Here is a 21480-nt window from a genome sequence, read left to right on the forward strand (position 1 = left end):
GATTATTAAACTTCTTAACCTCTACTTAACGGGTATTTCAATAATTACCCTTGTCCCAGGATAGAATAATTCCGGATAACAATCATGATATTCAATTTTATATTTTGTTTTCTTCAGTGCATTGACTATTTCAAGGCGCTGTTCAATGTTTATCAATCCTTTTGAAGGTCGGTTTCTCTGTTCCTTACTTTTATTTTGCAGTGATTTTTTCATTCCTACACCATTATCTTCCACTATACATCGCATAGCGTCTTTGCTAAACTCATGGAAAGCAATTATAATCAGTCCTTTTTCTGCTTCAAGATTTCTTACCCCATGCCAGATAGCGTTTTCTATTATAGGTTGTACCATAGATGGCATTATTTCAAGAGTAGTACAATCGAGTTTTTCATCAATTGAGATTGTATAATCAAATTTGTCTGAGAAACGTAGATGCTCCAGTTGCAGATAGCTTTTTAACATGTCTATTTCATCCTGAAAAGGAATATATTCGAGCGATGAATGGTTTAAAAACGAACGAATAAGATTTGAAAATTCTACTATATATTTATTAGCCGACAATTTATCACTTGTAGAAATAAAATAATTGATCGAATTTAATGAGTTAAATACAAAGTGTGGATTCATCTGGCTTTGTAGTACTTCCAGTTTCAGTTGATCCTGTTTTCTTTTTTCTATCAGGCGGTTCTGCCGGAGTTGCATAAATATAATTATGCTGATTATACCGGATATAATCATAAAAACCAATAATTTGAATACAATTGTCTGGTAAAAATAGGCGGGTATATCTATTTGCAGCGAGGCATTCTTTTCCCAATTGCCGTTGGCATCGGTAGCCTGGAGACAGAACGTGTACCTGCCTGGCGGAAGACTGGCATAATTTACGATACGATTCCGGCTATCCGTACTAATCCATTCGTTTTTATATCCCTGAAGGCAGTAACGATAACGTATTTTTTCGGCATTCACAAAATCAACGCTGGCAAACGATATCTCAAAATTACCTTCCCCTTTTTGCAAATGGATTTCAGTGATTTCATAAATGGGTTGGTTAAAATAACGCTCACGTCCCGAAACTTTAAACCCGGTAAATAAGAGTGGCGTTTTATTGTTTTTTTCCTTTCTATCGAGGCTATCGGGATAAAAGCTTACAAAACCGCCCATTCCACCAAACAGCATTTCTCCTTCTTTCGTCTGGCAGGCTGCATCAGCATTAAATTCAACAATTTTTAAACCATCACTTTTGCTGAAATTCCGGAAAAGACCGGTGCGGGGATTAAACCGCGAAATACCGGTGTTGCTACTTATCCACAGATTGCCTTTTTTATCTTTCAGGATGTTGTAGGTTGTATTGTTGGCTAATCCGTCCTTGGTGGTATATATTTTTGATTGATGCGTCAGCTTATCAAAGCGACAGATTCCCCCGCCAAGCAACGCCAGCCATAAATCATGGTTATCACCTTCTACAATATATTCAATATTGTATCGCCCGGGAACACGATAGATTTGAATATCCTGTTTATTGTCTTTCCCTTTAAACAATAATTGACTTTTAGCCATTCCAACCCATTGATTCCCTTCTTCGTCGTTAAGCATGGAGTAAATTCCATTATCATTGATTTGCTTATAAAAATCTACGGTTAAGGTTAATGAATTAAAATGCAGGAATCCTTTATCTCCTCCTGCCCAGATATTCCCCTTTTTATCTAAATTTAATATTTTGAAACAAGATAAAAAATCATCCTTATTTTGGATATACGGGTATTTTTTCAAATGACACCGTTCAAATGTCTTACGGAAATAATCATAGCGAAAAAGAGCCCCATTAATATAGCCTATCCACAAACCACCATGATTATCCTCAATGAAAGTTCTGGCTTGTCCTCCCAATTGCACTAATTCATCAGGTAAAAAATTGCCCTTTTCGAAAGTTCCATCAGGATGTAAAGTTAAAAGATAATTATAATTATTTGTTCCCACCCAAATATCGCGGTTTTTATCTTTAAACAAGCCAAATACCGCAACTTCCTCTTTGGTTTGTGTTGGTGTAAGATAATGCCTGAAAAATTTCCCAGTGGTTATAATTTTATTTAATCCGGTACCCTCCTGTGAATTTATATATAAACTGCCAAACCAAATGCTGCCATTATTATCAATAAAATAGGTTTCCACATTTTGAGTCAGATTAGGATTGGGATGAAAGGTCTTACCAGTTTTAGGATTATAAACAAAAAGACCATCGGGGATTGACGACCAGATAATAGGATGTTTAAAACTGAATTCATTTCTTGGTATCTTTTTGTTATATCGGATAAAAGCATTATTCGCAGGCTTCAGAAGAAATAAGCCATTGTTGGACGTAACCCATACGCCATGCCTGCCATTATAAATGGAAAAGATATAAGAAATATTGAAAATCATTTTATCTTCTAAAAAGGGAAACATGTAAATTTTAATGGGTTGTACAATATTTTTTTCAAGATAAGCATTAGCAATTACCGTACACTTTACCACCTGATTTTTCTTTACTATCCATAAATTGTTCAGGTTATCAAACACTATCCTGTCATCCCAGGTGTTTAAACTTTTACCCTTTTCATCAACAAAAGAATAATGTATGAATCGCCGGCTGACATGATCAAATTTTTCAAATCCCCGGTTGCCCAATGCCCATAAATTTCCATAATTATCGGTTGAACAACTATAAATAGCATCAGAAACAATATAATTGGAGTCCTTAGGATTTTTTTTGCTATTATATCGTATAAAGCAATCCTTAGAACGTTCGTAGCGGCAAATAGTCTGTACTGCCCAAACCCAGACATTGTTGGCTTTATCAATACGTATCTCGTGTAAATCAATGTTCGACAGGCTTAGGCTATCGGCAGGATCATGATAATATGCCCGAAACTCATTACCATCGAAACGGCATAAACCATCCCAGGTTGAGAACCATAAAAACCCGTTTTTATCCTGTGCTATACAACGTACCTGATTATTGGGCAAACCATTTCCTACGGTATAGCTCCGGATATAGTAATCTTCATCCTGTGAGAAAGCTTGCAAACACAGGCTCTGAAAGAATAAATACAGAAATATTGAACAGGCATACTTCATGGAGTATGCAATTTAAATTCAGCTATAAAAATAATAATATTCCAAACACAAAAAGTATATAAATTTGAATAAAAAAATTCCCTTTTGTCATTTATCGCCCCGGTTGTATGTTTCTTGTTAACTTTGCCGAAATTTCATTAAAGGATGGAAAAATTAGTCGTTTTAACCGGTGCCGGTATCCTTGCCGAAAGCGGTATCAAGACCTTCCGCGACAGCGACAGTTTGTGAAAAAATTATCGGATTGAAGATGTGTGTACTCACCGCCTGACTTCATAATACCAAAGTAGTCATTGATTTTATAATATAAATATCCGTTTTAGCCAACGAACATAATTTTTTCGAGCGAAGCGGGCGCAGTCTTGACTTTTTTGGGGCAATGCCCTTCTTTTTTATCATTTGGGTAATATATCCGACAATCATTTAATTTTGCTATTGTTTTTTTTCGCATAAAGAATAACTATTTTTGCAAAAAATAATCAAGAGATGGATTTAAGTAAAATTCTTTCGGTAAGTGGGAAAGCCGGTTTGTATAAAATGGTAGCCCAAGCTAAAAATGGTGCAATAGTTGAGAGTCTTGCTGATAAAAAACGGATTCAGATATTCTCTGGCGACAATGCAAGTACTCTGGAAGAAATCAGTATTTATACCCTTAACGACGACTTGCCCCTGAAAGATGTGTTCAAAAAAATGTATGAAAACCTTAAATGCGGTAAAGCACTTGAAAGTAAAGCGGATGAAAAAAGCTTAAAATCTTTTTTTGAGGAAATTATTCCAGATTACGACAAAGATAGAGTGTATGTTTCCCATATCCGGAAAATATTGTCCTGGTACAATCTGTTACTCGAACATAATTTGCTTGAGTTTGAAGATGAGGATAGCAAGAAGGAAGAACCCATAGCGGAAAAACCCAAAGAATAATCGTTAAGTCCATCGTTACGATGGACTTTTTTTGTGTATTTTTGAAAGTAATTTTGAGTTATGGCTAAATACATACAAGACTTTAAGGTGCTGAATAAGGAAATGCTCAGCGGAGGCAACTTCCGGTTACTGCTACAACCGGATATTCCGCTACCAACCATCTTTCCAGGTCAGTTTGTAGAAGCAAAAGTGGAAGATTCTCCTTCTACTTTTCTGCGGAGACCTTTTTCTGTACACGATGTGGACTATAAAAACAACACCTTGTCTCTGCTGATAAAAAGTGTAGGCGCAGGAACCCGAAAATTATCTACTCTTGTACATGGCGATAATCTTAATCTGGTATTTCCTCTTGGTAAGGGATTTTCTATCCCTGAAAATAAAAAAGTTTTATTGGTAGGTGGTGGATGCGGAGTAGCTCCTTTGTTGTTCCTTGCACGCTCTCTTGCCGGCAACCACAACGAGTTGACGATAACAATAGGAGGGAAGACGGCTTCTGATGTTCCTTTGAAGGAAGAATACCAGAAATATGGAGAAGTTTATGTGGCTACGGAGGATGGGAGCCTCGGTTTTAAAGGTTTGGTAACCCATCATCCGGTATTTAATCCGGTTTCAAAGGACTTCACTGCTATTTACACCTGCGGACCGGAAGTGATGATGAGAGCAATGGCTAAAATAGCACGTGCCAGTAATCTCCCTTGCGAAGTATCCCTCGAAAATATGATGGCATGTGGTATTGGGGTTTGTCTTTGCTGTGTTGTGAAAACAAATATGGGAAATCAATGTGTATGTACCGAAGGCCCGGTATTTAATATTAATAATTTACAAGGATGGTAGATATTAAAGTTAATATTCATAAGCTTATGCTTTCCAACCCGGTGCTTACGGCTTCGGGTACTTTTGGAAATGGCTACGAGTTTGAAGATTTTTTTGATGTAAACCGCCTTGGCGGGATAGTGGTAAAGGCTACTACCGCCGAAGCTCGCCAGGGGAATGATTATCCACGTATGGCAGAAACGGCTTCGGGCATGCTGAATGCCGTTGGGCTGCAAAACAATGGCGTAGATTATTTTATCCAGGAAATATATCCTCGTATAAATCACTATACTACCAATGTTATTGTGAATGTGTCGGGTTCTACGGTGGAAAGTTACGTTGAAGTAGCAGAAAAGATCAATTCTCTGGAAAAGATACCGGCTATTGAACTGAATATTTCTTGTCCTAATGTGAAAGAAGGTGGGATGGCTTTCGGAACTAATTGTATTTCGGCTATGGAAGTTACTTCTGCCGTTCGTAAAGTGTATGATAAAACACTTATCGTGAAACTTTCGCCCAATGTTACGGATATTGCAGAGATAGCACTGGCGGTGGAAGAAGCCGGGGCGAATGCAGTGTCGCTCATCAATACTTTATTGGGAATGGCTATCAATGCCGAAACGCGCAAACCGGTTCTTTCTACCATCACCGGGGGACTTTCCGGTCCGGCTATTAAACCTGTTGCCCTGCGCATGGTTTGGCAAGTTGCCAAGGCGGTAAAAATTCCGGTGATAGGCATGGGAGGCATCACTAATGCTGCTGATGCCATCGAATTTTTGCTTGCCGGAGCTTCTGCAGTGCAGGTAGGTACCGCCAACTTTATTGATCCTTTGACAAGCATTAAAATTATTGATGGTATTGGGAAATATCTTAAACGAAATAATATTAAATCAGTTAGAGATATTATTGGAAATCTAAGTTATTAGTTGATGGATAAATTTAGTCTCGAAACGAAATATTATTTTTTCAATTCCTCCTCATCAAAATTGTTTTCATCAGCATCATAATTATAATACTGATTTTCGAGTTGCTCCATTTTTGTTGTCGAAGGGGGAGATGTTTGTTGTGCAATTTTTACAGTTGTAGGCTGCATTTCTGGATTAGGGGTATTTTCTGACTTTCCTGGTTTGGTTTTATCCATTTGGGTTTTAAATTGTGTATTCTCGCGGGTGGTTTCATATACAATTTCTTTCAGGTCTTTATTTTCCTGAATAACCATACGAAGCTCTTCATTAAGTTGTGCAACTTTATTTTCAAGTTGAGTTTTTTCAGCTTGGTATTTATCTGTTTTGGCTTTTAATTCAGCGATTTCCGATTGAAATGCCAATACTTTTTTCTGGATAAGTTCGGCTATTTGTGAAAAACCTGCCATACCTTTTTATTTATAAATTTTTAACTTCTGCCCTGCTTCTATCTGGTCGGCATCTTCTATATTATTATCTATCATTATTTTAGTATATTTTCCCTTGTCTCCATACACTTTTTCAGCTATTAATTGTAAGGATTCTCCTTTTCCTACCTCATAAAAATACAATCCTCTTGCATTTCCGCTGGTGAGTTTTCCACTGGAAACAGGTTTTACAGCAGGCGTTGGTTTTACATTTTCAGGTGCAGGAGCCGGATTATTTTCATTGTTTTTTTGGAGGTCAATTATTTTTAATAATAAAGCATCATTATTACTTTTTAATTTTTCAATTTGCTGCGATTGTTTTGTTAGTTGTTCATTTACAATAATATCTTTTTGGTTTTCTGCTGTTGTGTAAAAATAATATATATAAACACAACATGCTGAAGCTAAAATAAAAAGTATTGCAAATAATATAGTAAAAATATTTTTCCCTTGTTTATTTTCAGTAATGTTATCAATGAGTTGGAATATTTCAAGATCTGATTTACATTTTGGGCAAGTAGTTGCCCCTGTTTTTATTCCCGTGGTTTTACAAATTGGACAATCCATGGTCATTTATTAAAATAAGAATTAATATCTATAAATAATTTTTCAAAACGGGCAAGAGTTGTTTCGGAAAAGAAATCGGAGGTGTAACGTTCGGAGGCAAATTTTTGTGCTATTTGTAATGGATGTAATGGTTTTTCGAACATTTTAATAAGTTGATTATTTATGGATTCATTACTATTTTCATCCAATATTATGTTATCTTCACAATCAAGACTGTATATTTTAGAAAATTCACTGACTGAAAAAATATCTTCTATTCCTGCATTTTTGATTTTGCAATAGTTATCAAAAGTAAGTATAAAATCAGAAAGGAAGCCAGATAATTCACCTGTTTTTGTATTGTTTTTGTCCGCTTCGAGTTTGCTGGAATTAATTAAGCATAGGTAAGTGCTATGTTCGGAACGCAACAAAGAAATGAAAGCCAATAGTTTGCTTATACCGCCCACTGGTACTAGTTTAATCTTGTCATTTAATCCATTCCGGTGTAGCGATTGCAGAAGTTCCGACATCACTTCGAGGAAAATCATTGTTGCAATATCTTCTACGATACAATTTTTATCGTTGTTCAATAAACGGTTTGCCATTCCGAAACCGATAGCAGCTTTCAGGGGATAAAGTGTTTCTGTATTGGTTTCTCTTTCAATTTCCGAGATAAAACTGCCAGTTCCTTTGTCGCAAACGGTTCGCACCCTGTCAATTTCTTTGGGATTTATCATGAAGGGAGAATGGGTAGTATATATGATTTGGTATTTTTCGGAAAGGTCTTCGATAAAACGCAGCATATCAGCCTGGGCAGTAGAATGCAAATTTAAGCCGGGTTCATCCAGTAATAGGATATAGTTGGAATCATTTTTTTTCTGAATTCTGCTGAACCATACTATAAATGAGAAAAATGTGTTTAAGCCTTTACTCCTGTTTTTTAAAGGGAGAGTAACTTTTCTCCGGCTATTGCGGATACGGATATCGAGGATTTTATTTTTTTCGTTTACCTTGTTTTCAATTTCAAATTTTATCTCAAGATCGCGGTCGGTACTCCAGTATTTGAAAATTTCATTAGTTACAGTGTTCGCTGTTGTTTCTATATTAGCAAGATACGATTCGTAATCGTCGGAGGAAATCAGTTCATCAATGTTAATATTTGCTAATTCAAAGAAAGCTCTTGAAATTTTTAATGAATCATCGTCTAATTGTAAATTTTTTAAATCGTTGATATTGATACGAGAAGGTAAAGCATAAAATTCATCAAAATACCAGAATTTAGGAATAGCCGGCTTGAGATAATGTTTTGCAATATATCCTTTTATCTTATTTTCCCATTGGTAAGCTTTCAATACAACATTTTTATTGAGGTCATTCACAATTTGGTTGAGGATATCGTCAGATTTTTTTTCCTTCCAGAGTTCAATAAGATCGGTTGTAGTATTAACTTTTTCCAGTTGCGAACGAAGGCTTTCCGTAAGGTCGTACTTACTCAAAAAAGTCTCAAGAAATTTTTTTTCATTGGTTTTCAAATCAAACCAAATGGTTTTTCCATTAAAGGAAATTCCATAGGAAAAATAGTTATTGGTAAACACGCCTTTTCCCAAGTCACTTTCGATTTCTTTCATCAGCTTTGCATCAATTTCAAAAGTGCAGCGAATACATTCCTGGTCTGTTTCGGTGTTGATAAATTTACTAAGTTGATTTCTCGGGTAATCTGCAACAATGTTTAATTTAAATTTACTGTCTTTTTCAAAGTAATTCACTTTTGCCAATGCTTCCAAAAAAGCTGTTTTTCCGGATTCGTTTTTCCCAATAAGCAGCGTAACCCTATCATTAATTCGTATCTCCTGCTCTTCTGTAAAGCTTTTATATTTGAAGATGTTAACTTTTATTAGTTTAAGCATGGAAGGCTGTTTTTGTTCAATACTCTTTGAAGAAAATTCAAATAGATAATTAAAATTCAAATATACATAAATTGTTAAAGTAACAATACGTGCTGAAAAATGATTTTTGTTGCAATTTTTCGTTAATTTGCAACAAAAATAGGATATGAATTTGTTGTTATTAGGCTCTGGAGGAAGGGAACATGCACTGGCATGGAAACTTAGGCAAAGTAGAGGACTAAAGCGTTTGTTTGTTGCACCCGGTAATGCAGGTACCGGAACATTAGGTACTAATGTGGCACTTGCAATCAATAATTTTGAAGATGTAAAGCGTTTTGTGCTTGAAAATGATATTGATATGGTAGTTGTTGGTCCCGAAGAGCCTTTGGTAAATGGTATTCACGACTTTTTTTTGAACGACAACCTGTTGCACAATGTTTCTGTAATCGGACCCTGTAGCCATGGAGCCTTGCTGGAAGGAAGCAAGGCATTTGCAAAAGATTTTATGGAAAGACACTCCATTCCTACTGCCGCTTATAAAACATTTTCCGTTGCTGATTTAGAGGGTGCTATCCAATTTTTACAATCTTTGCAACCACCTTTTGTTTTAAAAGCCGATGGGCTGGCGGCAGGCAAGGGAGTACTAATTTGCAATGATATACAAACAGCCGAAGAAGAACTCATTGCAATGTTGCAAGCGAAAAAATTTGGCAGGGCTTCTGAAAAAGTTGTTATCGAACAATTTTTGCAAGGAATTGAATTGTCTGTTTTTGTAATTACCGATGGCAATTCCTACAAAATATTACCCGAGGCAAAAGATTACAAAAGAGTAGGTAACAACGATACAGGACCGAATACCGGAGGTATGGGAGCTGTGTCGCCTGTAATCTTTGCAACAGAAGAATTCATGCAAAAAGTTGAAGAACGCATTGTTAAGCCTACTATAGAAGGATTGAAAAAGGAAAACATATCTTATAAAGGGTTTATCTTTTTTGGGCTTATAAAAGTGGGTAATGATCCCTATGTTATCGAATACAATTGCCGGTTGGGAGATCCCGAATCCGAAGTAATTCTGCCTCGTTTACAAAACGATCTTCTCGAACTGTTTATGGCTGTTGCTGATCAGCATTTGGATACTATAACAATAAATATTGATTCTCAATATGCTGCGGCTGTAATGCTCGTTTCGGGAGGATATCCGGGAGAATACCTCAAAGGGAAAAATGTGAAAAACTTACATTTATGCGATGGCAGTTTGATTTTTCATGCAGGTACTGCCTGCAAAGAAAATACAAATGAAGTAATAACTTCCGGAGGCAGGGTTTTTTCCATTACTTCTACTGCAACAACCTTACAAAAAGCATTAGAAATTTCATATACAAATGCAAAAAAAATTAGTTTTGAAGGAAAGTATTTCAGAAATGATATTGGTTATGATTTATTAAAAATGGGAAAGTGATAAATATATTTAAAGCTTCATATCCTTTTCAGTTAACTTGCATTATATTGGCTGCCCTTGTTTTGTGGAGTAAATCTTTTTTAGGCAGTCCACCACCTCTCAGTGCTATTGGAACGGAAACCTTATATTGTTATTTAATAACTAATTTACAACATTTTCCTGCATTGATGAGCATTTTTGCATTTTTGCTACTTATATTTGAAGCACTGTTTTTTAACTTAGTTTTACACGAAAATAATCTCATTTCAAAAGGTACATTTTTACCTGCTTTTCTTTATATTTTGCTTATGAGCAATACCGTAAATATGCTCACCATACATCCTGTTCTTTTTGCTAATTTTTTTCTTATTCTTTCTTTGCAGAAATTTTTTAAATGTTATGGGAAAGAAGATTCATTAACTGAGTTTTTTGGTATTTCTTTTTATATTTCTATCGGGTCGTTTTTTTATTTTTCCATGATATATATATATTTATTTATTTTAATGGGATTAATTTTATATCGTATATTGGGATGGAGAGAATGGTTTATTTCTTTCCTTGGTCTCCTAATGCCTTATTTTTTCTATTTTATATACAGATTCTTAACAAATAAAATTCCAATAATTCCGGATATATACACTTATTATATACAAAATATAAAATTATTTAGTTTACACTTTAAATTAATAGATATTCTATTTTATTCATTTTTGTTGTTATTAATTATTATTGCTGTCCCACGTTCGATTCTTGAAATTAGTGATAAAGTTGTTGCTGCTCGTAAAAAAAATTATCTGCTAATTTATTTAATATTTTTTTCTGTTATATTAATTCCTTTTTCAACCATTTCTTTTGATATACATTGGGGAATGATTTACTTACCCTTTTCTGCAATTTTGGGTATTTCTTTATTTTCTCACAAAAGAAAAAAAATGTCTTCTTTTTTACTTCTATTTTTATCTCTTAGCATTTTTTATAAATTATTTTTTGTCTAAATGTTACTTGCCAGGTATTCAGAATTTCCCAATGAGGCAGGATGCGACGAGGCTGGAAGAGGGTGTCTTGCAGGTCCGGTATTTGCTGCTGCGGTTATATTTCCTGATGATTATTGTAACAATGAGTTGAACGATTCAAAAAAATTGGGTGCATTGAAAAGGAATAAGTTGAGGAAAATTATTGAACATGATGCTTTAGCATGGAGTGTAGCTAGTGTTGATGCTGAAGAAATTGATGTTCTGAATATTTTAAATGCTTCCTTTTTGGCTATGCACAAAGCGATTGAACAACTTTTAGTTATACCTTCTTTTTTGCTCATTGACGGAAACCGGTTTTTAGCTTATAAAAACATTTCCTGTAAGTGTATCATTCATGGTGATGCTTTGTATCAATCAATTGCGGCAGCTTCTATCCTTGCAAAATCGTACAGGGATGAATATATGGATTTGATAAATGGCGAATTTCCGTATTATGGCTGGATTAAAAACAAAGGATACCCCACCAAAGAGCACCATCTGGCAATTGCCCGCTATGGATTATCTCCATACCACAGAAAGAGTTTCAATATGAATCCGCAACTCAAGATCAATTTTTAATAACTTATTGTTTTAAAAGCATGTTCTCGTAAGGAAGCCGGTTAAGGATTGACCTGCCCAAAGTAACTTCATCAATGTATTCAAGTTCGTCGCCAATGGCAACCCCCCGGGCAAGAGCGGAAATAAATACCTGGTTTTCATTACATCGTTTATAAATGTAAAAGTGGGTTGTTTCACCCTCTATTGTAGTGGGAAGTGCCATTATCAGTTCACGGATAGTACCTGTTTTGATTCGTTGCACCAATTCTTCTATATTTAGGTTATTAGGTCCAATGCCCTCCATCGGAGAAATTACTCCTCCCAGAATGTGATAAACACCTCTGTACTGTGAAGTGTTTTCAATTGCCATTACGTCTCTAATGCTCTCCACCACGCAAATTGTTGAATGATCGCGTGTTACATCGGAGCAAATATTGCAAATATCTGTATCTGAGATATTATAACAATACTTGCAGTAATTAATTTCTTTTCTTAACCGTAATATTGCATTGCCAAGTGCATCTGCATAATGTTCTTCCTGTCGGAGAAGATGCAAAGCAAGGCGGAGTGCTGTACGTTTTCCTATACCCGGCATTTTCGACAATTCATTTACTGCATTCTCAAGGAGTTTGGAAGGATAGGCATTCACGGCTTTTATTGTTTTTTTGAATTTATAATTTCCATGTTCGGGGAATACATTTTTACAGCAAAACTATTATTAGTTTTGTGCCTTCAAAATTACTTAAAATACAACTTGCATGAAAATATTGTTTTGTTTACTAGGATTGCTCATCTCCACCTTTACTTTTTCTCAGAAATTGAGTGATGAAAAAATAAATGTTACTGATACAAAAGGTAGAAAACAAGGCTATTGGAAAAAAATAGATGAAACCGGCAACTTGAAATACCAAGGACAATTTAAAAACAATATTCCAATTGGCGAATTTAGGTATTATTATCCCAAAGATATTTTAAAAACGTTTTTAGTTTATTCTGATAATGGTAAAGTATCCCGCACTACTACTTATCATAGAAATGGAAAGGTTATGGCTGTGGGTAAATATGTAAAAGAAAAGAAAGATAGTATCTGGACTTTTTTTGATGAAACGGGCTGCATGATTTCAAAAGAGCTGTACAGGCTTGGACTAAAAGAAGGTGTTCATTTAAATTATTATCAGGACGGAAAAGTTTCTGAAAAAACTACTTGGAAAAATGACATAAAACAAGGGGAATGGGTACAATATTTTCCTGATGGAAACATAAAAGTTTCCGCAAATTATTCTAATAACTTTTTAAATGGCAAAGCTGTTTTTTATTTTCCTGATGGAAAAACAATGGTTAGCGGAGAATACCATAAAGGAAATCGTGAAAATGAATGGCTATATTATTCTGATACAGGTTTAATTGAAAAAAAAGAAATATATAAAAACGGATTCCTGATAAAGGAAATTAAAATGGAAAAAGATTCTAATGCAATAATTGACTAATTATTTTTGCTGCTATTCATTATTCTTTATTTTTGGTTTTTATTATTAATCGCAGGGATTGATCATAGGTAATATAGTTCCAGAACCAGTTAATAAAAATCAACAACCGGTTTTTGACACCTACAATAGCCATAAGATGTACGAACATCCATATAAACCACGCTAATAATCCTTGCGACCGGAATTTACCTATTTCCACAACTGCTAAATTTCTGCCAATAGTTGCCATAGAACCGAAATCATGGTAAACAAATGGTATCAATGATTTGTTGGCAATAAGATTTTCCAGGTTTTTGGCAAGAAGCCTTGCCTGTTGTATAGCTACCTGAGCTACCTGCGGGTGTCCATTTGGAAACTCTGGTGTTTGCATGAGTGCAATATCACCGATTGCAAAAATTGTTTCATAGGTATTTATTCTGTTAAATGAATCAACCCGCAAGCGATTTCCTTTTCCATATGCCGTAGATGAAAGTCCGGGAAGCGTATTGCCGGTGATTCCTGCAGTCCAAATTAGAGTAGATGATTGAATTTCAACGTTATTATTAATAAACACTGTTTTTCCGTCGTAATTATTAACTGTTGCATCGGTAATAATTTTAACACCTGTTTTTTTAAGGAATTGTTTCGTCTTTTCTGACGAAATAACCGACATATTACCTAATATTTTTGAGGAGGCTTCGAGTAAATATATATTTATAGTATTGTTATTAAGCTCTTTAAAATCTTTTGGAATTACATATTTTTTCATTTCAGCAAGGGAACCCGCTATTTCGACACCTGTAGGTCCGCCACCTACCACGCAAATGGTAAGCAATCGTTGCTTTTCTTCTTCGTTTTGGCAACTCACGGCATCTTCAAAATTCTGTAAAATCTTATTTCTTAAATATAATGCCTCTGAAACCGATTTCATTGGAATCGCTTTTGTGCGTAAAGCATCCATTCCAAAGTAAGAAGTGTCTGCACCGCTTGCAATTACAAGATAATCATACCATATGGTTCCCAATGCGGAGAAAACGGTTTTTTGCTGCGGATCAATTTTGGTTACCTCTGTTATTCTGATAAATACATTATTATAATTCTGAAAGATTTTTCGCAGAGGGAATGAAATGGTGCTAGGCTCAATACCGGAAGCCGCCACTTGATAAAATAAAGGCTGAAACTGATGGTAATTATTTTTATCAATAATAATAACCTGAAAATATTTTTTATTAAGGTTTCTCGCTAATTTTAAGCCTGCAAATCCGCAGCCAATTATTACGATACGTTTTTTAAAAGTGGGAGGTATATTAACGTCCATCGTGGTTAATCATTTGAATTAGTGAAGATAAAGTGTTAACAACATGTGTACCTGACGAATGAAGTTTTTTTGCCGATTGATGTCCATAGGACACTAGAATACTTTTTATTCCTACAACTCTGGCAACTTCAAAATCATGTAAGGTATCGCCAATTAAACAAACTTCTTTGGGATTGGTTTGTAAAATTTTCAACAAATAATGCGCGTTTGCAGTTTTGCTTTCGGCATAATGATTTGTAATACCCAAAGTGTAAGAAAAATATTGCCGAATATTAAAATTATCAATGGAGGAATTGAGCTTTTCCTGGTGCATGGCAGAAAGTATTACCTGATTTAACCCAGCATTATGAAAATGGCAAAGTAACTTTTCTGCCTGGTCAGCAAGGCGGCATTGGGGTAAACCGGCAAGATAAAGTTCAATAAACTCAATAGCAACATCTTCCCATTTTTCTTTTGTAAAATTGTACCCGATTTTCTCGTAATAATCTCTTACCGGAAAGGTAAATACTTCTTTGTATTTTTTGAGAGAAAGAAGCGGGAGATTCCTTTTTCTTAGCATAGTATTCATGGATTGAATGCAGATACTTACGTCATTAAGCAAAGTCCCGTTCCAGTCCCAAATGAGAGTCGAAATGCCCATTTAATGTATATGTTTGTTTGTCAGAAGTATATTACGCCGTCCTAATTTTTTTCAAAAATAGGGAAATCTCTGTCCCGGAAAAAACATTGTTATTATCTTTGTCGGCATGAATATTAAATAATTTTATAAAAATGATACAACGCATTCAAACTGTTTATTTGGCTTTGGCAAGTATAGCTTTAATTATTTTGTTTTTTGTTCCCATAGCTTTTTTCGGAGGAACATTACAAAGTATTGTTAATCTTGAATTTTATATTTATCAGCTCAAAGATTTGGTGCCGGGAGCAACGCCATTATTCCCTTCATGGTTTGCACAACCATTGGCACTACTTGTGGGCATAATAATTCTTGTTAATTTAAAAAGTATATTTCTTTATAAGAACAGAACTAAGCAAATATCACACGTCAAAGTAAATATTTTTCTTACAATGTTACTTATTGTGGCAATTTTATTTGTGTATATTAATCTAATTGAACGCAAAGCAGGAGTAAAACCCGATTATCATGGTGCTTTAGGTATATATTTGCCGATCAGTGCATTAATATTAATTGTTTTGGCATACCGCTCGATTATGCGCGACGAAAAACTGGTGCGTTCTGCCGATAGGTTAAGATAGAATAGTGTTATCTTATTAAAAGTAATATTAAATTATTTTATATGCCTTCTGTTTAAATCTAAATAGCTAAATGCTAATAGAATTAAAGATAAGATAAAATACAAAACTCGTAGCGAAGTAAAAATACTTTCCTCTGCTATTTTTTTCCCGGGTTTAAATTGAAAAATTGAGGAAAATGGATATGTAAATGGGTCATATTCAAATACGTATTTAAACAACTTGGGATCGCTGATTAGCCGTGTTATCCCTAAAACCATAAGGATTCCTATAGGTAGAATTATTAAAATTATCCCTATTGCAATTGGTAATACCAGATTCTTCAACCGGAATGAAAGCCAGTGTTGAAAGACAACAATTAAAAAGCATGATAAATATGTACGAGTAAAAATTGTTAAAAAATGTTGAAAAGGAAGGCTGTTAAGTTTAAATGGTAAGCGGGATGATACAAAGTTTAAAATAAAGCCAGCTAAATATGCAAGAAGAATAAATAGAATAAATGTTATGAATAATAAAATAAATATTATTGAAATTTTACCAATAAACAAATTAAACCTACTGATTGGCTGAGCATAAATATGTTTTAGTGTGTTGGATTTATGCTCGTTGAAACAAATATAGCCTGTAATTAAAACAATATAAAAAGGAATAAAAAAAGATGCTGTATCATTTAAGTGCTTACAAAATGTAAGCCATGGATTATCTGGCAAATTGTTATCCCCGTATAAAAAAAGAGATATTAAAAATACCGTTCCTAATGGGTAGATCAGGGTAAGCCAAAGAACTACAGAACGTTTTATTTTGAGAAATTCGGTTTGTAAAACTCGGAGATACATAAAAATCTAATCAATATTTAAGTAATGTAAAAAAGAATCTTCAAGAGAGTTTGCAATAGGCTGTACAGAATAAACAGGAATATGATGTGTTGTTATGATTTCCAGTGCATTGGCTATGTCTTGCTTTGAATTGTATTGTAAAATTAAAAAATTATTGTCATTTTTTACAATAAATTTATTTTGCAATAGATTAAATGCTGATTGTATTTCAGAAGTCTCTATTATAACCTGTTGAACTTTATTCCTTTGCTTGATTAGAGTATCCATTGAGCCATGGAATACAATTTTTCCATTATTGATAATTCCAATATGAGAACAAATTCTTTCGATTTCACTTAAAATATGGCTGGAAATAAATATAGTAGTGCCATATATTTTATTTAAGTCAAAAAGAAGATTCCTGATTTCAATGATTCCTTTAGGATCGAGTCCATTAATAGGTTCATCAAGAATAAGTAATTCTGGTTGTGAAAGTAAAGCAGAAGCCAGACTTAACCGTTGCTTCATGCCAGTTGAGAACTGCCGTATTTTGCGGGATGCATCATTTGTAAGATTAACGGAATCGAGAACGTTATTTATTCTTTTGTAATCAATGTTTCGCAACAAGCAAGTGATTTTCAGATTTTCAATTGCGGTAAGATGATCATACAGAGAAGGAACTTCAACAATAGCAGAAGCATTACTTAAAATTTCTATTCTATGTTTATTTATATCTTTTCCAAACACAAAAATGCTATTATCTTTTATTCTTAATAAACCCATAATTGTTTTAATTGTAGTTGTTTTACCAGCTCCGTTGGGTCCTAAAAAACCAAAAATACTGTTGTAAGGGACCTGCAACGAAACATTTTGTAAAACAGGATGTTTCCCAAAATTAAAATTTAGGTTATTAATTTGAATAATATGTGGACTATTCATAATATTTAGATATAAACAATTACTGGTTAGCACCGAGAGGAAGGGTAAAAAAGAAAGTGCTCCCTTTGTCAACTTTACTTTTTACCCATATTTTGCCCGAATTACGTTCGACAAACTCTTTACATAGTATTAATCCTATTCCTGTCCCGGTTTCTCCCTGAGTGCCTATTGTTTTAACATCTTCGTCTATGCGAAACAATAAAGGCAAAACTTTTTCAGGAATACCCATGCCATTATCGCTGATTGCTACTTCAGTATCATTTGCATTTAACTTTGCTGAAATAATAATTTCACCACCGATATTGGTAAATTTTATCGCATTAGAAATTAGGTTTCTTATTATTGTAGAAGCCATATTTTTGTCCGAGTATACTAAAAAGTTTTGTGTAACATTGTTAATAAGATTGATATTCTTATTATGAGCAGAAAGAAAATGAATTTGTATAATTTCATTAATTAAATTTTTTAAATTAATTGTTTCCGGCTTAAATTCTGTTCTATTTGTTTGAATTCTTGCCCATTCGAGTAAATTTTCCAGTAAACGGAACGCTCCGTATGAAGATTGAAAAATATTTTTTGCAAAGTCTCTTTTTTCTTCATCTGTATAATCGTCATATGAGATATTTAATAGCTCAGAAAATCCCATTATACTATTAAAAGGACTTTTTAAATCGTGAGCAATTATTGAAAAAAATTTATCTTTTTCATTATTTATCTGTTTTAACACTTCAGCATTTTTTTCAATTTCAGCATTTTTTCTACTTATTTCTTCATTTAGTAATGTTAACAAATTATTTTTTTTACGAATTCTATATCTATTAAAAAGTACATAAAAAATAGCAATAAATAATAAAAATGTTATTATTATGATCATTATAAATTTTGTTTTTTCATATTTTATTATTTTACTTTGAATAATTTTATCCTGCTTTAAAATATGGTTTTCTCTTTCTTTTTTTTCTATTTCATAATTCGATTTTAGTGCTTGAAATTCATTTGAACTTCTTTCAACACCTATGGTATCTTTGTATGCATTAGTCAGTTGGTTATAATAATATGCTTTTTCAAATCTTCTTTTTTGTTTATAAGCTATGCTTAGTAAATGTGTTGAACCTTGAAGATATACTCTTATATTGGCTTTGTAAGCTCTTTCATAAGCTTCTTTTCCATATTTTTCAACCAGGTTCCATTGTTTTAAATCATTATATAAATAACCAATATTAATAAGAACATTGGTTGTATTTAAGCTATTTATTAATTTGCTTTTTTCTATTGCTTCTAATAAAAGTTGTTCGGCTTTTGTAAAATTTTTCCTATTTAGTTCAATACATCCAATAATATTCAAGTTGCTGGATATTAGTTCATAATTATTAATTTTTCTACTTATTTTTAAAGATATATTACTATAAAAAAGTGCTTTATCATGATTTATTAGTTCGTAATATGTGGAAGCCAGACGATTTGTAATATTTGCAAATATAGTATCATTCTTATATATATTATTAATTATTAATGCCTTATTTAGTAAGTTTATTGAAGATTTGTATTGCGTTATTGCCCTGTAAAATTCTCCGAGTAGGATATAGCAATTTAATAAACTACTGGTATCATTATATTTTTCTAATATTTTTAAAGCATTGATTAATGGTATGGAAGAGTAAATATAATTTCCAAGTTTTGTATTGATTTTGCCAATTAACATATAAGCATATGCTTTGCTTAATGGGTTTCCTAACCAATGAAATAATTTTTCTGCTCTTTGTGCATAATTTAACGAAAATGTAAGGCTGGAATCCATTGACCCCTCACTGATTTTTAAATAACGATTGGCTATTGTATTTAGTTCTTCTTTATTTTTATCAATATTTTTTCCATAGCAATAGTTTAAAGTATTAAATATAAGCAATATACTTAATAGTACCTTTTTAGTGGACATGCTAAAAATGTTTTTTAAAATCTGATTTAAATATACACATTTTTTAATAATCTATATTTGCATCTATGAATTTATTTGAAAATTGGAACGAATGTTTAATGTGCCCTAGAAAATGTAGGGTAAATCGTACAAACACCAAATCGGCAAATGGTTATTGTGCATGCGGAGATAAGCTGACGATTGCCAGCATCTGTATTCATAAAGGCGAAGAACCTGTTATTAGTGGCGCAACTGGGATATGTAATGTTTTTTTTGCGCATTGTAATTTGCAATGCGTATATTGTCAAAATTATCAAATTAGTAACAATTCAATTCCGGCAGAATCGTGGGAGATGGATTGGGAAGTTGCTATGCAAACAATTATCGGATTTCTGAATGCGGGTTGTCATGCTTTGGGTTTTGTGTCTCCTTCGCATTGTATCCCTCAGATGCTTAAAATGATAAATGAACTGCACTTAAGAAACAAAAAACCAATAATTGTTTATAATTCAAATGGCTATGATGAAGTTGACTCTTTAAAACTATTGGAAGGAATTGTGGATATTTATCTTCCTGATTATAAGTATGCCCAGGCAAACCTTGCATCAAGCTTGAGTGGTGCCAAAAATTATCCGGAAAAAGTGTTGTCTGCTTTGCAGGAAATGTATCGCCAGAAAGGATCTTCATTGATTTGTGATGAAGAAAACAATGCCATTTCCGGGCTCATTATAAGACATTTGATTTTGCCGGGTTTTATCGAAAACAGTATGGATGTACTGCATTCGATTGCTGAAAATATATCAGCATCTGTTGCAATTTCTCTTATGGCACAGTACTTTCCAGTTAAGAAAAATATTGAATTTCCTTCGTTAAACCGTACGTTGACGCTGGATGAGTACAACAGGGTTAAAAATGAAATGGAATTGCTGGGTTTTTATAAAGGATGGGTACAGGAGTTAAAAAGCAATGCAAATTATCTCCCTGATTTTAATTTTGTTAACCCATTTGAAAAATAAATGTTTAATAATTAAGCTTTTGAATGAATAATTCATATAAACAAGCATTTATCGAAGTATTGCAATTAGGAAGCGAAAGAGCTGTTGCAGACATGGTAGTTGATAAGGTAGAAAGAGATTCCGAAAAATTTGCTGCCGTACTTGCATTGTGCTTTTCGGAAAAATATCCGATTTCTATGCGGGCTGCAAGAGTTGTACAGTTGTGTTGTTCAAAATATCCGAAATTGTTAGTTCCACATTACGAGAATGTTATTTTGCTACTTGCTCAAACGAAAGTTAGCGGAGTTAAAAGGAATTTTTTAAAAATCTTTGATGAATATTCCGAACTAAAAAATATTCCGAACCCGGGAGTTTTGTTAAATTTATGTTTCGACTGGTTAAATAACCCGAGTGAAGATATAGCAATAAGAGTTTTTGCAATGGGGGTTTTGTACAAATTTGCAAAATCAGAACCCGACCTAACAAACGAATTATCGCTGGTTATTCAAAACCAACTAGAATATGAAACTTCACCAGGTTTTATTAATAAGGCTGGGAAAATTTTGAAAAAACTCGGAACAGGTCAGTAACCATATTTCGATTTCCATAAAAAGTGCAACCGGTTACGTAATTCTGCTTCTTTTGCGTTGTTTGAAGGAATATAAAATGCTGTTCCTGTTAGCTTGTCGGGAAGAAATTCCATGTTTACAAAATTGTTTTTGTAATGGTGGGCATATTTATAATCATTTCCATACCCGATATCTTTCATCAAACGGGTTGGAGCATTTCTTAGGTGAAGCGGTACGGGAAGATCACCAGTTTCTTTTATTTTCCCCAAAGCGGTTTCAATTGCCATGTAAGTGGAGTTGCTTTTAGGAGAGATGGCAAGATAAACAGCACATTCCGATAATAGTATCCTGCTTTCGGGCATACCGATTTTATCTACTGCTTCAAAACAGGCATTTGCGAGTAGCAAAGCATTGGGGTTGGCAATGCCGATATCTTCAGATGCAAGAATTACCATCCTGCGGGCAATAAACAAGGGGTCTTCACCTGCCGTTATCATTCTTGCCAGCCAATATACTGCTGCGTTGGGATC

20 protein-coding genes and 1 pseudogene are annotated in these 21480 nt (G+C 33.8%); 11 read left to right on the forward strand and 10 right to left on the reverse strand.

Annotated elements, in window-relative coordinates; all coding sequences use genetic code 11:
• Positions 1-21: 21 nt before the first annotated feature.
• On the reverse strand, positions 22-3117 hold the full coding sequence (locus M0R21_09480; GenBank protein ID MCK9618050.1) for a histidine kinase: 3096 nt from the start codon (positions 3115-3117) through the stop codon (positions 22-24).
• Between the two features lie 144 nt (positions 3118-3261).
• Between M0R21_09480 and M0R21_09485 the strand changes: the two are divergent.
• From M0R21_09485 to M0R21_09500, 4 genes and pseudogenes are all read left to right on the forward strand, one after another.
• Positions 3262-3342 (forward strand): annotated as a pseudogene (locus M0R21_09485) (NAD-dependent deacylase).
• Positions 3343-3600: 258 nt separating this feature from the next.
• Positions 3601-4035 carry a DUF5606 domain-containing protein gene (locus M0R21_09490; GenBank protein MCK9618051.1) on the forward strand — a complete coding sequence of 145 codons (435 nt, stop codon included), beginning with the start codon at positions 3601-3603 and terminating at the stop codon, positions 4033-4035.
• Positions 4036-4095: 60 nt separating this feature from the next.
• A complete protein-coding gene (locus tag M0R21_09495; GenBank protein ID MCK9618052.1) occupies positions 4096-4869 on the forward strand; it encodes a dihydroorotate dehydrogenase electron transfer subunit in 774 nt (257 codons plus the stop codon).
• Positions 4863-5774: a dihydroorotate dehydrogenase gene (locus M0R21_09500; protein MCK9618053.1), complete on the forward strand. Its 912-nt coding sequence runs from the start codon at positions 4863-4865 to the stop codon at positions 5772-5774. The genes M0R21_09495 and M0R21_09500 overlap by 7 nt, the downstream gene beginning before the upstream one ends.
• A 32-nt stretch (positions 5775-5806) precedes the next feature.
• Here the strand turns inward: M0R21_09500 and M0R21_09505 are convergent, their stop codons facing one another.
• From M0R21_09505 to M0R21_09515, 3 genes are read right to left on the reverse strand one after another with little or no spacing between them, the layout of a single operon-like run.
• Positions 5807-6220, reverse strand: a complete 414-nt coding sequence (locus M0R21_09505; GenBank protein ID MCK9618054.1) for a hypothetical protein — start codon at positions 6218-6220, stop codon at positions 5807-5809.
• Positions 6221-6226: 6 nt separating this feature from the next.
• On the reverse strand, positions 6227-6805 hold the full coding sequence (locus tag M0R21_09510; GenBank protein MCK9618055.1) for a LysM peptidoglycan-binding domain-containing protein: 579 nt from the start codon (positions 6803-6805) through the stop codon (positions 6227-6229).
• 2 nt (positions 6806-6807) lie between these two features.
• Positions 6808-8691, reverse strand: coding sequence for an ATP-binding protein (locus M0R21_09515; protein ID MCK9618056.1), 1884 nt, complete (start codon positions 8689-8691; stop codon positions 6808-6810).
• 145 nt (positions 8692-8836) lie between these two features.
• On the opposite strand from M0R21_09515, the gene purD reads away from it, so the two are divergent.
• Genes purD through M0R21_09530 form a run of 3 tightly spaced genes read left to right on the forward strand, consistent with a single transcriptional unit; the run spans position 8837 to position 11700 of the window.
• Positions 8837-10129, forward strand: a complete 1293-nt coding sequence (gene purD / locus M0R21_09520; protein ID MCK9618057.1) for a phosphoribosylamine--glycine ligase — start codon at positions 8837-8839, stop codon at positions 10127-10129.
• Positions 10126-11103 carry a hypothetical protein gene (locus M0R21_09525; GenBank protein ID MCK9618058.1) on the forward strand — a complete coding sequence of 326 codons (978 nt, stop codon included), beginning with the start codon at positions 10126-10128 and terminating at the stop codon, positions 11101-11103. Before purD ends, M0R21_09525 begins: the two co-directional genes overlap by 4 nt.
• The gene (locus M0R21_09530; protein ID MCK9618059.1) at positions 11104-11700 is read left to right on the forward strand and encodes a ribonuclease HII; all 597 of its coding nucleotides are present in this window, start codon (positions 11104-11106) and stop codon (positions 11698-11700) included. It abuts the gene before it with no gap.
• A gap of 4 nt (positions 11701-11704) precedes the next feature.
• Here the strand turns inward: M0R21_09530 and recR are convergent, their stop codons facing one another.
• Positions 11705-12328 carry a recombination mediator RecR gene (gene recR, locus M0R21_09535; protein ID MCK9618060.1) on the reverse strand — a complete coding sequence of 208 codons (624 nt, stop codon included), beginning with the start codon at positions 12326-12328 and terminating at the stop codon, positions 11705-11707.
• A 109-nt stretch (positions 12329-12437) separates the two neighbouring features.
• Here recR and M0R21_09540 point away from each other — a divergent pair, with 109 nt between their 5' ends.
• Complete coding sequence (locus tag M0R21_09540; protein MCK9618061.1) at positions 12438-13166, forward strand: hypothetical protein; 729 nt, start codon at positions 12438-12440, stop codon at positions 13164-13166.
• Positions 13167-13185: 19 nt separating this feature from the next.
• Here M0R21_09540 and M0R21_09545 read toward each other — a convergent pair whose 3' ends face one another.
• Complete coding sequence (locus M0R21_09545; GenBank protein MCK9618062.1) at positions 13186-14463, reverse strand: NAD(P)/FAD-dependent oxidoreductase; 1278 nt, start codon at positions 14461-14463, stop codon at positions 13186-13188.
• A complete protein-coding gene (locus tag M0R21_09550) occupies positions 14453-15103 on the reverse strand; it encodes an HAD hydrolase-like protein (GenBank protein MCK9618063.1) in 651 nt (216 codons plus the stop codon). The genes M0R21_09545 and M0R21_09550 overlap by 11 nt, the downstream gene beginning before the upstream one ends.
• A gap of 131 nt (positions 15104-15234) precedes the next feature.
• Here M0R21_09550 and M0R21_09555 point away from each other — a divergent pair, with 131 nt between their 5' ends.
• Positions 15235-15720, forward strand: a complete 486-nt coding sequence (locus tag M0R21_09555) for a DUF4293 domain-containing protein (GenBank protein ID MCK9618064.1) — start codon at positions 15235-15237, stop codon at positions 15718-15720.
• Between the two features lie 839 nt (positions 15721-16559).
• Here M0R21_09555 and M0R21_09560 read toward each other — a convergent pair.
• A complete protein-coding gene (locus M0R21_09560) occupies positions 16560-17471 on the reverse strand; it encodes an ATP-binding cassette domain-containing protein (GenBank protein MCK9618065.1) in 912 nt (303 codons plus the stop codon).
• Positions 17472-17490: 19 nt separating this feature from the next.
• Positions 17491-19407, reverse strand: coding sequence for a tetratricopeptide repeat-containing sensor histidine kinase (locus M0R21_09565; protein MCK9618066.1), 1917 nt, complete (start codon positions 19405-19407; stop codon positions 17491-17493).
• Between the two features lie 98 nt (positions 19408-19505).
• Between M0R21_09565 and M0R21_09570 the strand changes: the two genes are divergently transcribed.
• On the forward strand, positions 19506-20402 hold the full coding sequence (locus M0R21_09570; GenBank protein MCK9618067.1) for a hypothetical protein: 897 nt from the start codon (positions 19506-19508) through the stop codon (positions 20400-20402).
• Positions 20403-20425: 23 nt separating this feature from the next.
• Complete coding sequence (locus M0R21_09575; protein ID MCK9618068.1) at positions 20426-20971, forward strand: hypothetical protein; 546 nt, start codon at positions 20426-20428, stop codon at positions 20969-20971.
• On the opposite strand, the gene M0R21_09580 is transcribed toward M0R21_09575, so the two are convergent.
• Positions 20965-21480 (reverse strand): replication-associated recombination protein A (locus M0R21_09580; GenBank protein MCK9618069.1); only part of this gene is annotated, 516 nt, incomplete at its 5' end. The genes M0R21_09575 and M0R21_09580 overlap by 7 nt on opposite strands.

Source organism: Lentimicrobiaceae bacterium (assembly GCA_023227965.1).
Classification (GTDB): domain Bacteria; phylum Bacteroidota; class Bacteroidia; order Bacteroidales; family JALOCA01; genus JALOCA01.

Excerpts from the sequence above, each read along its gene's own strand:
- M0R21_09480 (MCK9618050.1), bottom strand. The coding sequence starts at position 3,117 with ATGAAGTATGCCTGTTCAATATTTCTGTATTTATTCTTTCAGAGCCTG.
- M0R21_09490 (MCK9618051.1), top strand. The coding sequence starts at position 3,601 with ATGGATTTAAGTAAAATTCTTTCGGTAAGTGGGAAAGCCGGTTTGTAT.
- M0R21_09495 (MCK9618052.1), top strand. The coding sequence starts at position 4,096 with ATGGCTAAATACATACAAGACTTTAAGGTGCTGAATAAGGAAATGCTC.
- M0R21_09500 (MCK9618053.1), top strand. The coding sequence starts at position 4,863 with ATGGTAGATATTAAAGTTAATATTCATAAGCTTATGCTTTCCAACCCG.
- M0R21_09505 (MCK9618054.1), bottom strand. The coding sequence starts at position 6,220 with ATGGCAGGTTTTTCACAAATAGCCGAACTTATCCAGAAAAAAGTATTG.
- M0R21_09510 (MCK9618055.1), bottom strand. The coding sequence starts at position 6,805 with ATGGATTGTCCAATTTGTAAAACCACGGGAATAAAAACAGGGGCAACT.
- M0R21_09515 (MCK9618056.1), bottom strand. The coding sequence starts at position 8,691 with ATGCTTAAACTAATAAAAGTTAACATCTTCAAATATAAAAGCTTTACA.
- purD (MCK9618057.1), top strand. The coding sequence starts at position 8,837 with ATGAATTTGTTGTTATTAGGCTCTGGAGGAAGGGAACATGCACTGGCA.
- M0R21_09530 (MCK9618059.1), top strand. The coding sequence starts at position 11,104 with ATGTTACTTGCCAGGTATTCAGAATTTCCCAATGAGGCAGGATGCGAC.
- M0R21_09540 (MCK9618061.1), top strand. The coding sequence starts at position 12,438 with ATGAAAATATTGTTTTGTTTACTAGGATTGCTCATCTCCACCTTTACT.
- M0R21_09545 (MCK9618062.1), bottom strand. The coding sequence starts at position 14,463 with ATGGACGTTAATATACCTCCCACTTTTAAAAAACGTATCGTAATAATT.
- M0R21_09550 (MCK9618063.1), bottom strand. The coding sequence starts at position 15,103 with ATGGGCATTTCGACTCTCATTTGGGACTGGAACGGGACTTTGCTTAAT.
- M0R21_09555 (MCK9618064.1), top strand. The coding sequence starts at position 15,235 with ATGATACAACGCATTCAAACTGTTTATTTGGCTTTGGCAAGTATAGCT.
- M0R21_09560 (MCK9618065.1), bottom strand. The coding sequence starts at position 17,471 with ATGAATAGTCCACATATTATTCAAATTAATAACCTAAATTTTAATTTT.
- M0R21_09565 (MCK9618066.1), bottom strand. The coding sequence starts at position 19,407 with ATGTCCACTAAAAAGGTACTATTAAGTATATTGCTTATATTTAATACT.
- M0R21_09570 (MCK9618067.1), top strand. The coding sequence starts at position 19,506 with ATGTGCCCTAGAAAATGTAGGGTAAATCGTACAAACACCAAATCGGCA.
- M0R21_09575 (MCK9618068.1), top strand. The coding sequence starts at position 20,426 with ATGAATAATTCATATAAACAAGCATTTATCGAAGTATTGCAATTAGGA.